General features: G+C 55.4%; 7 protein-coding genes. 1 reads left to right on the forward strand and 6 read right to left on the reverse strand.

What is annotated here, in order from left to right; translation table 11 throughout:
- On the reverse strand, positions 1–692 hold a 692-nt coding region (locus tag VEI96_11200), incomplete at its 3' end, for a CoA-binding protein (protein ID HXX58558.1).
- On the reverse strand, positions 689–1,912 hold the full coding sequence (locus VEI96_11205) for a dihydrolipoamide acetyltransferase family protein (protein ID HXX58559.1): 1,224 nt from the start codon (positions 1,910–1,912) through the stop codon (positions 689–691). The genes VEI96_11200 and VEI96_11205, both read right to left, overlap by 4 nt.
- 109 nt (positions 1,913–2,021) lie before the next feature.
- Here VEI96_11205 and VEI96_11210 point away from each other — a divergent pair, with 109 nt between their 5' ends.
- Positions 2,022–2,975, forward strand: a complete 954-nt coding sequence (locus VEI96_11210) for a TraB/GumN family protein (GenBank protein HXX58560.1) — start codon at positions 2,022–2,024, stop codon at positions 2,973–2,975.
- 24 nt (positions 2,976–2,999) lie between these two features.
- Here the strand turns inward: VEI96_11210 and VEI96_11215 are convergent, their stop codons facing one another.
- From VEI96_11215 to VEI96_11230, 4 genes are all read right to left on the reverse strand, one after another.
- On the reverse strand, positions 3,000–3,962 hold the full coding sequence (locus VEI96_11215; protein ID HXX58561.1) for an alpha-ketoacid dehydrogenase subunit beta: 963 nt from the start codon (positions 3,960–3,962) through the stop codon (positions 3,000–3,002).
- 1 nt (position 3,963) lies between these two features.
- Complete coding sequence (pdhA, locus tag VEI96_11220; GenBank protein HXX58562.1) at positions 3,964–5,019, reverse strand: pyruvate dehydrogenase (acetyl-transferring) E1 component subunit alpha; 1,056 nt, start codon at positions 5,017–5,019, stop codon at positions 3,964–3,966.
- A 63-nt stretch (positions 5,020–5,082) separates the two neighbouring features.
- The gene (locus tag VEI96_11225; GenBank protein HXX58563.1) at positions 5,083–6,288 is read right to left on the reverse strand and encodes an NAD(P)-binding protein; all 1,206 of its coding nucleotides are present in this window, start codon (positions 6,286–6,288) and stop codon (positions 5,083–5,085) included.
- A gap of 41 nt (positions 6,289–6,329) precedes the next feature.
- Positions 6,330–7,316 (reverse strand): FAD-dependent oxidoreductase (locus VEI96_11230; GenBank protein ID HXX58564.1); only part of this gene is annotated, 987 nt, incomplete at its 5' end.

Raw genomic sequence — 7,316 nt, forward strand, 5'->3', positions numbered from 1 at the left:
TCGGACAAAAGCCTCGCTTTCTCGATAAACTTCCTTCCGTCGCCGACTGACTCTATGTATGAGACAACGACTTCGGTCTTTCTGTCGTCTGCCAGGTACTCGTATAAATCGGCCTCGTCGATGTCTACGGCGTTGCCGTACCCAACCGCCTTCGACACGCCGGCATGTGAAGCGTTGAGGCCGCTCAGGATGCAGCTCAGAATGGCTCCGGACTGCGATACGACAGCGACATTACCCCTTTTCGGTCTCTCGAGTCTCTCATAGGGGAGAAAGAAAGTATCGAGTCTCTCGTGGGGATTGTAAATCCCCATGCAGTTCGGCCCGAGGATTCTGAAGCCGAGTTCCTTTCCCGTCTTCTTGACCTCTTCCTGAAGCTCCGTTTCCCCGATCTCCGCGAAACCAGAACTCATGACGATCACGCACCGGGCTCTGTCCCTGAATTCCCTAAGGATCCCGAGGACTTCCTCCGCCGGCCTTAGGACCAAGGCGAGGTCAACGGGTTCGGGGATAGCCGCAACAGTAGGATATGCCTTCAATCCCATCAACTCAGGATACTTCGGGTTGACGGGGTAGACCTGTCCTCTGAATTTCAGTAGGTTTCTGAGTACGACGCCGCCGAGCTTGATCTCGGTGTGGGCGGCCCCGACGAGGGCGATCGACTTAGGGTAAAAAAGAGGGTCAAGGGGGTTCATGCACTTTCGATGAAGAGGAGTGCCGGGTCTTCGAGGTAACCTATCACCTTTGTCAGGAACTTCGAAGCATCGACTCCGTCCGTCACCCTGTGGTCGAAGGTGAGTGAGAGGGGGAGAATCTTTCTGATCACGATCTCTCCGTTCCTGACCCACGGCTTTTCGGATATCTTTCCCGTCCCGAGAATCGCGACATCGGGATAGTTGATGATCGGCGTCGCAAAGGTGCCTCCGAAGTGTCCGTAGTTCGTGATTGTGAAGGTGTTCCCCTTCATCTCCTCGAGCTTTATCTTCCTCTCCCGCGCCTTCTCGCTCAGTTCCTGAATCTCCAGGGCGAGTTCGAGGATCGTCTTCTTCACCGCGTCCTTCACGACCGGGACCATGAGTCCATCGGGCGTATCGACTGCGACTCCGATGGTGTAGTATTTCTTCACGATGATCTCTTCCCGTTCCTCATCGACAGAGGCGTTGAGCATAGGGTGTTCGGCGAGCGCATGAATGACGGCCTTCATGAAAAAAGGCAGAAAGGTCAGGTGGACGCCCTTTTCGCGCAGGGACCTCTTCTCCCTCTCCCTAAGATCCCATAAATCTGTTATGTCGGCTTCGTCCATGCCGGTCACGAACGCGGTTGTCCTCTGGGAGATGATGAGATTCTTCGCGATCGTCCGCCGTATTCCCCTCAGGGGAATCCTCTCGGAAGGGCCGTACTGGTCTTCCGGTTTCGGCTCTTTCTTGGATGCTGCCATAACATCGTCTTTCGTAATGCTGCCTCCGGGGCCAGAGCCCTTCATCCCCTCTATGGCGACCCCGAGTTCTTTTGCCATAGCCCTGATCGCAGGCGTCGCAAGAACCGCCATTTCTTCCTCAGGCAGAACCCCGACGACGGAGACGGATCTCGGTCTCTCTTCCTTTGCCGGCTTCTCCTCTTTCGGCCTCTCTTTCTCTACCGGTTTCACTTCCACGGCCTTCTCTTCGGTCTTTTCACCCTCTTCGAGAATAGTCATGAGGACCTCGCCGACCTTTACAATTCCCCCCTCTTCCTTATTCAGCTTGAGGACCTTTCCTTTCTTGGGAGACGGCACCTCCACAACCGCCTTGTCCGTTTCTAACTCGAGAACAGTCTGGTGCTCTTCTATCTGGTCGCCTTCCTTGACGACCCATTTCCTGATCTCGCCCTCTGTAGTCCCCTCACCCAGATCCGGCAGCACAAATTGAAACGGCATAGAGCCTCCTCGTCCTTGCTTTTTTTCTCGTTTCTGCTTTAATCAGTAAAAGAATAGCATGGAGCATGACCTCAGTCAATTTCGCTCCCTTGAAGGGAGAAATGGAAGAATGGCAAAGGCACTGTGGTATAATCGTGAAAAATTTGTCTGGAGGGAGCCGACCATGAGGGGAAGAGCTGTAAGATTTTTATCCGTCCTCTTTGTTCTCCTGATCCTGACCCAGTCTCTCTCGGTCCCGAACGCCGCTTCCCGGGATCAGAAAAACTTTCTCTGGAAGGTGACGACAAAGACCGGCACCGTTTATCTGCTCGGTTCCCTGCACTTTTTTCGCAGTGAAGACTATCCACTCGATAAAGGCATCGAGGATGCCTTCGAGAGGTCCGGCGTTTTGGCAGTCGAGGCGGACGTCAATGACATAACGCAGATAGACATCTCACAGCTCGTAGAGAGCGCTCTCTATCCCGACAATGACAACCTCGAAAGGCATATCTCCCGGGAGACCTATGAGCTCACGAGAAGGGAATTCGAAGGACTCGGTTTTCCCATCGAACTTGTGAAGAGGCAGAGGCCCTGGTTTCTCGCTTTGACCGTGTCAGCCCTTGAACTCGTAAAATTAGGATTAGACCCGAATTCCGGCATCGACATGCACTTCCTTTCTAAGGCCAAGGGGAGGAAAAGGATCGTCGAACTCGAGAGTCTCGATTATCAGATCAGGCTGCTTTCGGGATTCTCCGATTCCGAACAGGAACAGTTTCTGTTGTATACCCTGAACGATACGAACGCCGTCAGGGAAGAGACGGATGCGCTCGTGCGTGCGTGGAAGAACGGGGATGTAAAAGGACTCGAATCGGTGCTCGCAAAGTATGCGGGGAGGAACGGGCTGACCTCTTCCGTTTATGACAAGCTCATTTACCAAAGAAACAGGAATATGGTCACCAAAATCGAGGATTACCTGAAAACAGGGGAGACTTCTTTCGTTGTCGTGGGGGCCGGACACCTCGTCGGGGATAGGGGAATTGTCGAGCTGCTCAAGCGGAAGGGGTATCATGTCGAACAGTTGTGAACTGCTCGGCTTGTCCCTCTGATCTCAATACTTCAGGACCTCTCCGATACCCTTCCTTATCTTCTCGACAGTCGGCATGTACCGGTCCTCGAGCTTCGGAAGGGGAAGGACTACATCGTAGCTCGTCACCCTGACGATCGGAGCCTTGAGGGAGAGCATCGCCTCCTCGGCGATGAAGGCAGCGATTTCGGAAGCGAACCCCCCGACCTTCGGCGATTCACTGACGATGACGGCCCTCCCGGTCTTCTTCACCGACGCGATTATGGTCTCTTCGTCAAAGGGGTTGATCGTCATGAGGTCTATCACCTCTGCATCGAATCCCTCCACCGCCTGGAGCGACCTCTGGAGCATATATCCCCACGAGATGACCGTCACTTCTTGGCCCTCCTGAACTATCCTCGCCTTTTCGAGGGGAACGGTATAGTCGCCCTCAGGGACATCCTCTCGCATGAGGCGGTAGAGCCTCGTCGATTCGAGGAAAAGCACGGGGTCAGGGTCCCTGACGGCCGAAAGGAGCAGTCCCTTCGCATAGTACGGCGACGCAGGCATGACGACCTTTATGCCGGGCATATGACAGAAGATCGCCTCGCAGCTTTCCGAGTGGTGTTCGGGGGCCTTAATCCCGGCCCCGTAAGGGGTCCTTATCACGAGGGGACAGGTGTACCTCCCCCTCGATCGCGAGCGGATTCTCGATGCATGGTTCGCGATCTGATTCACGGCGGGATAAATGAACCCGAAGAACTGCACCTCGGCGATCGGCTTCAACCCGTAGACTGCCATGCCGATGGCTGTGCCGATGATGCCCGACTCTGCGAGCGGAGTATCCATCACTCTCTCAGGACCGAATGCTGCGAGAAGTCCTTCGGTGATGCGGAAAACCCCTCCGTCCATCCCGACGTCTTCGCCAAGGACGACGACCTCCTTGTCTCTCCCCATCTCTTCTTTCAGGGCGAGGTTGATCGCCTGTACCATATTCAGCTGGGCCATCTCAGAAATCCCTCATCTCTTTTTTCTGTCTCTGGGTAAGGGCACCATAGGTGTACGTGAACATGTCGCGCGGGTCAGGGGGCTCGACCGATTCTGCCTTCTTCTCTGCTTCATCCACGCTTGCCTTTGCCCGCGCCTCCACCTCTTTCTGATACCCATCTGTCCAGAGGCCCTTCTTCTCCATGAAGAGCTTCATCCTCATGATAGGGTCCCTCGCCTTCCAGGCATCGACCTCCTCCTTTGTCCTGTAACGTGTCGCATCATCAGCGGTGGTATGGTCGGACATCCTGTAGGTAAAGCATTCTATCAGCGTCGGACCGCCGCCCTGCTTCGCCCTGTCGAGCGCATCTTTTGTCGCCTTATAGACTGCGAAGACGTCATTCCCGTCGACCTGTACGCCCTCGAAGCCATAGGAGATAGCCTTTTGGGCGAGCGTCTTCGCCGCGGTCTGTTTTTCCCTCGGCACGGAGATCGCCCATTGATTGTTCTGGCAGACGAAGACCATGGGGAGCTTGAATACCCCGGCGAAATTCATGCCTTCATGAAAATCTCCCTCCGAGGTGCCACCGTCGCCAAAATATGCGAGCACCCCGACCTTATCCCCGCGATACTTTGCCGCCATGGCGGCTCCTGCTGCGTGAGGAAGATGGGAAGCCACAGGTATGCAGACCGGGAATATGTTGAGATCGGGAGATGTCCTGAGCCCCCTCTCATCACCCGACCAGTATTGGAGGATCTTGTAAGGCGGCTGCCCGACCGCGATATAGACACCGTTTTCCCTGAAGGAAGGGAAAACCCAGTCGGTCTTTTCGAGGGCGAAGGCGCTTCCTATCTGCGATGCCTCCTGACCGAGGATCGGCGCGTAGGTGCCGATCCGCCCTTCCCTCTGGAGGCTTAAGGCTCGCTGGTCAAAGGTCCTCGAAAAGACGAGGAGTTCATAGATCTTCCTGATATCGTCGCCGGACAGTGTTGGCATGAGTGAATCATCGGCATTTCCCGCCTCGTCAAGGATATCAAGCCGTTTTACATCGAACGATTCGATTACCTTCTCGGGCATCTCAGCTCTCCTTCGGGGACAGGCTCTTCTTCGTCACAAAAGAGCATACCACACTTTATTACGCTATGCACGCTCAGGCATATTCTCGAGCCGGCGGAATTCTGATAGGGACCGTGATACACAGTCCTCGATCGCCATGCCGGAGAAATAATTTCCTGCCAGGAGGAGCCGCTTACCGGCAAGAAGCGCGTCGATGTCGCCGATTATGCTCTCATGTCCGACGGCAAGAGAAGGGACGACATTGTTTCTCGTTGCGACATGATCGACCCGGGACCTGCCCACTCCGAGTACCTCCGTGATGCGCTGGAGCTTCGCGTGTCGGTCGGTACGTCCCGGTTTGAAATGGAAACTGAACCCCCGATAAAGCCCGTGTCTCACCGTGTCTCTCGAAACAGCGGAATAGAAAGAGTCATCAGCGGCTATGATCCCTGCCAGCGGGCCGATGGCGAGCGCATCCTTCCTGAGGACTACCCCCATCGTTTCGACGGACTCACACTTGATCCGCGATATCTTCAGGGCAAGCTCAGGGAATGACGGCCCCAGCAAGGCTGCCGCAGCGACAGGCGGAACGGCCAACGCGAGGTTCCTAGAATTGTAAAGGCCTCCATCCGCCGTCCTGACATCGAAGAGACCGCCTCCATAAAGAACCGATTGAACCCCACTCCCTGTTACCACCGTGACGTTCCTCTGACCCCGTATCGCGTCTAGAATCGTCAGAAGGCCGCCTTCGAGGGTGAAGCTCTTCATGACATCCTTCCTCCGCGGCCGCTTCTTGAAGAGCATGTCAGCCGGGAAATCGTTCGCCCTCTGCGAAATAACCGCATTGAAGGCCGGTCCGAAGACCTTCTCATAATTATTCCTTCCGACGATCTTGGCGTAGTACGACTCGACGCTCTGACCGGCCTTCTTCAGACTGAAGAGGCGGGGCGCGGAAAAGAGGAGTTCCAGAAAGTTAAGCTGAGAGGAGATCGATGTTATCCTGTCGCCGATGAGCATCTTGAAGCCGACCTTCTCCCTCTTCCTCATGCGGTCGAGGATCCCGCAGCCCTCTATGATTCCGAGGAGGTTGCCGTAGGAGTTGTAACAGGTATGCGCGCCGAGTTCGAACCAGAAATCCGAGCCGTCTTCCAGCCGATGTGATGAAAAACAGCCGCCCGTCCTTTCGTCCTTCTCGATCACGAGCGTTCTGAGACCGGACCGTCCAGAGTAATATGCGAGACTCATCCCGCTGATTCCGGCGCCTGCGATAATCAAGTCATACTGGTTCATACAGCCCTCCTCCTTGCCTGAAATACGGTAAATCGTTCCTGCTACAGCAAAGCCCTGAGTCGTGAGAATTCGCTTAACGATCTGAGGACGCAGTCCTCGATAGCCAACCCGAGAAGGTAATTCCCGGTCAGAAGGAGCCTCTTGTTCGCGAGGAGACTATCGATCTCTCCGAGCAGACGATCGTGGCCTACATTGAGAAAGGGAACGTAATTTTCGGTTACCGTAACCTGCTCCAACTGCTCCCGCTTCACTCCTATGACTTCGGAGATGCGTCCGATCTTCTTCTCCCGGTCGAGAAGACCGGGTTTGAAGTGGAAGGTGAATCCGCGATACGTTTCATGCGCGATCGCGTCCCGCGAAACCACGGAAAAGAAGCTGTCATGAACAGGGATAATCCCGGCCAGAGGGGCGAGAGAGAGAGCATCCTTCCTGACAGCGAATCCGACCGCCTCGGAGACCGCAACCCGTATCTGCTTGAGGAGTCGCGACACTTGGGGGAAGGCGGTCTCTAAGAGCGCTGCCGCCGCGGTCGCTGTTGTCGCGAGCGCGAGGCTGCGTGCTTCGTAATTCTTCCCCTCTCTTGTCGCGAGAGAGAAGGAATCCTTTGAGAACGTGATCCCGGCGACCTCGCTTCCGGTGAGCACCTCAACGCCGCGACATGCCCCGAGGGCATCAGTGATCGTCTGGAGGCCGCCTGATACGGTGAAACTCTTCAGGACATCTTTTCTCCTCGGTCGTTTCTTGAAGAGGACTTCCGCAGGGAAATCATCGGCATCCTGGGAAATGACGGCGCTCAGGAGGGGGCCGAAGACCTTTTCGTAGTTCTTCTTGCCGATGATGCCTGAATAATAGGATTTCATGCTCCGGTCCTGCTTCTTCAGTGTCACGACCCGGGGCGCTGCAACGAGGAGTTCGAGGAAGTTCAGTTGCGACGGGATCGATTGAATGCGGCCGTCGATGAGCATCTTGTAGCCGACCTTCTCCCGCTTTTCTATGCGCTTGAGAACCCCGCAGTCTTCCATGACATC

This window comes from Thermodesulfovibrionales bacterium (assembly GCA_035622735.1).
Classification (GTDB): Bacteria; Nitrospirota; Thermodesulfovibrionia; order Thermodesulfovibrionales; family UBA9159; genus DASPUT01.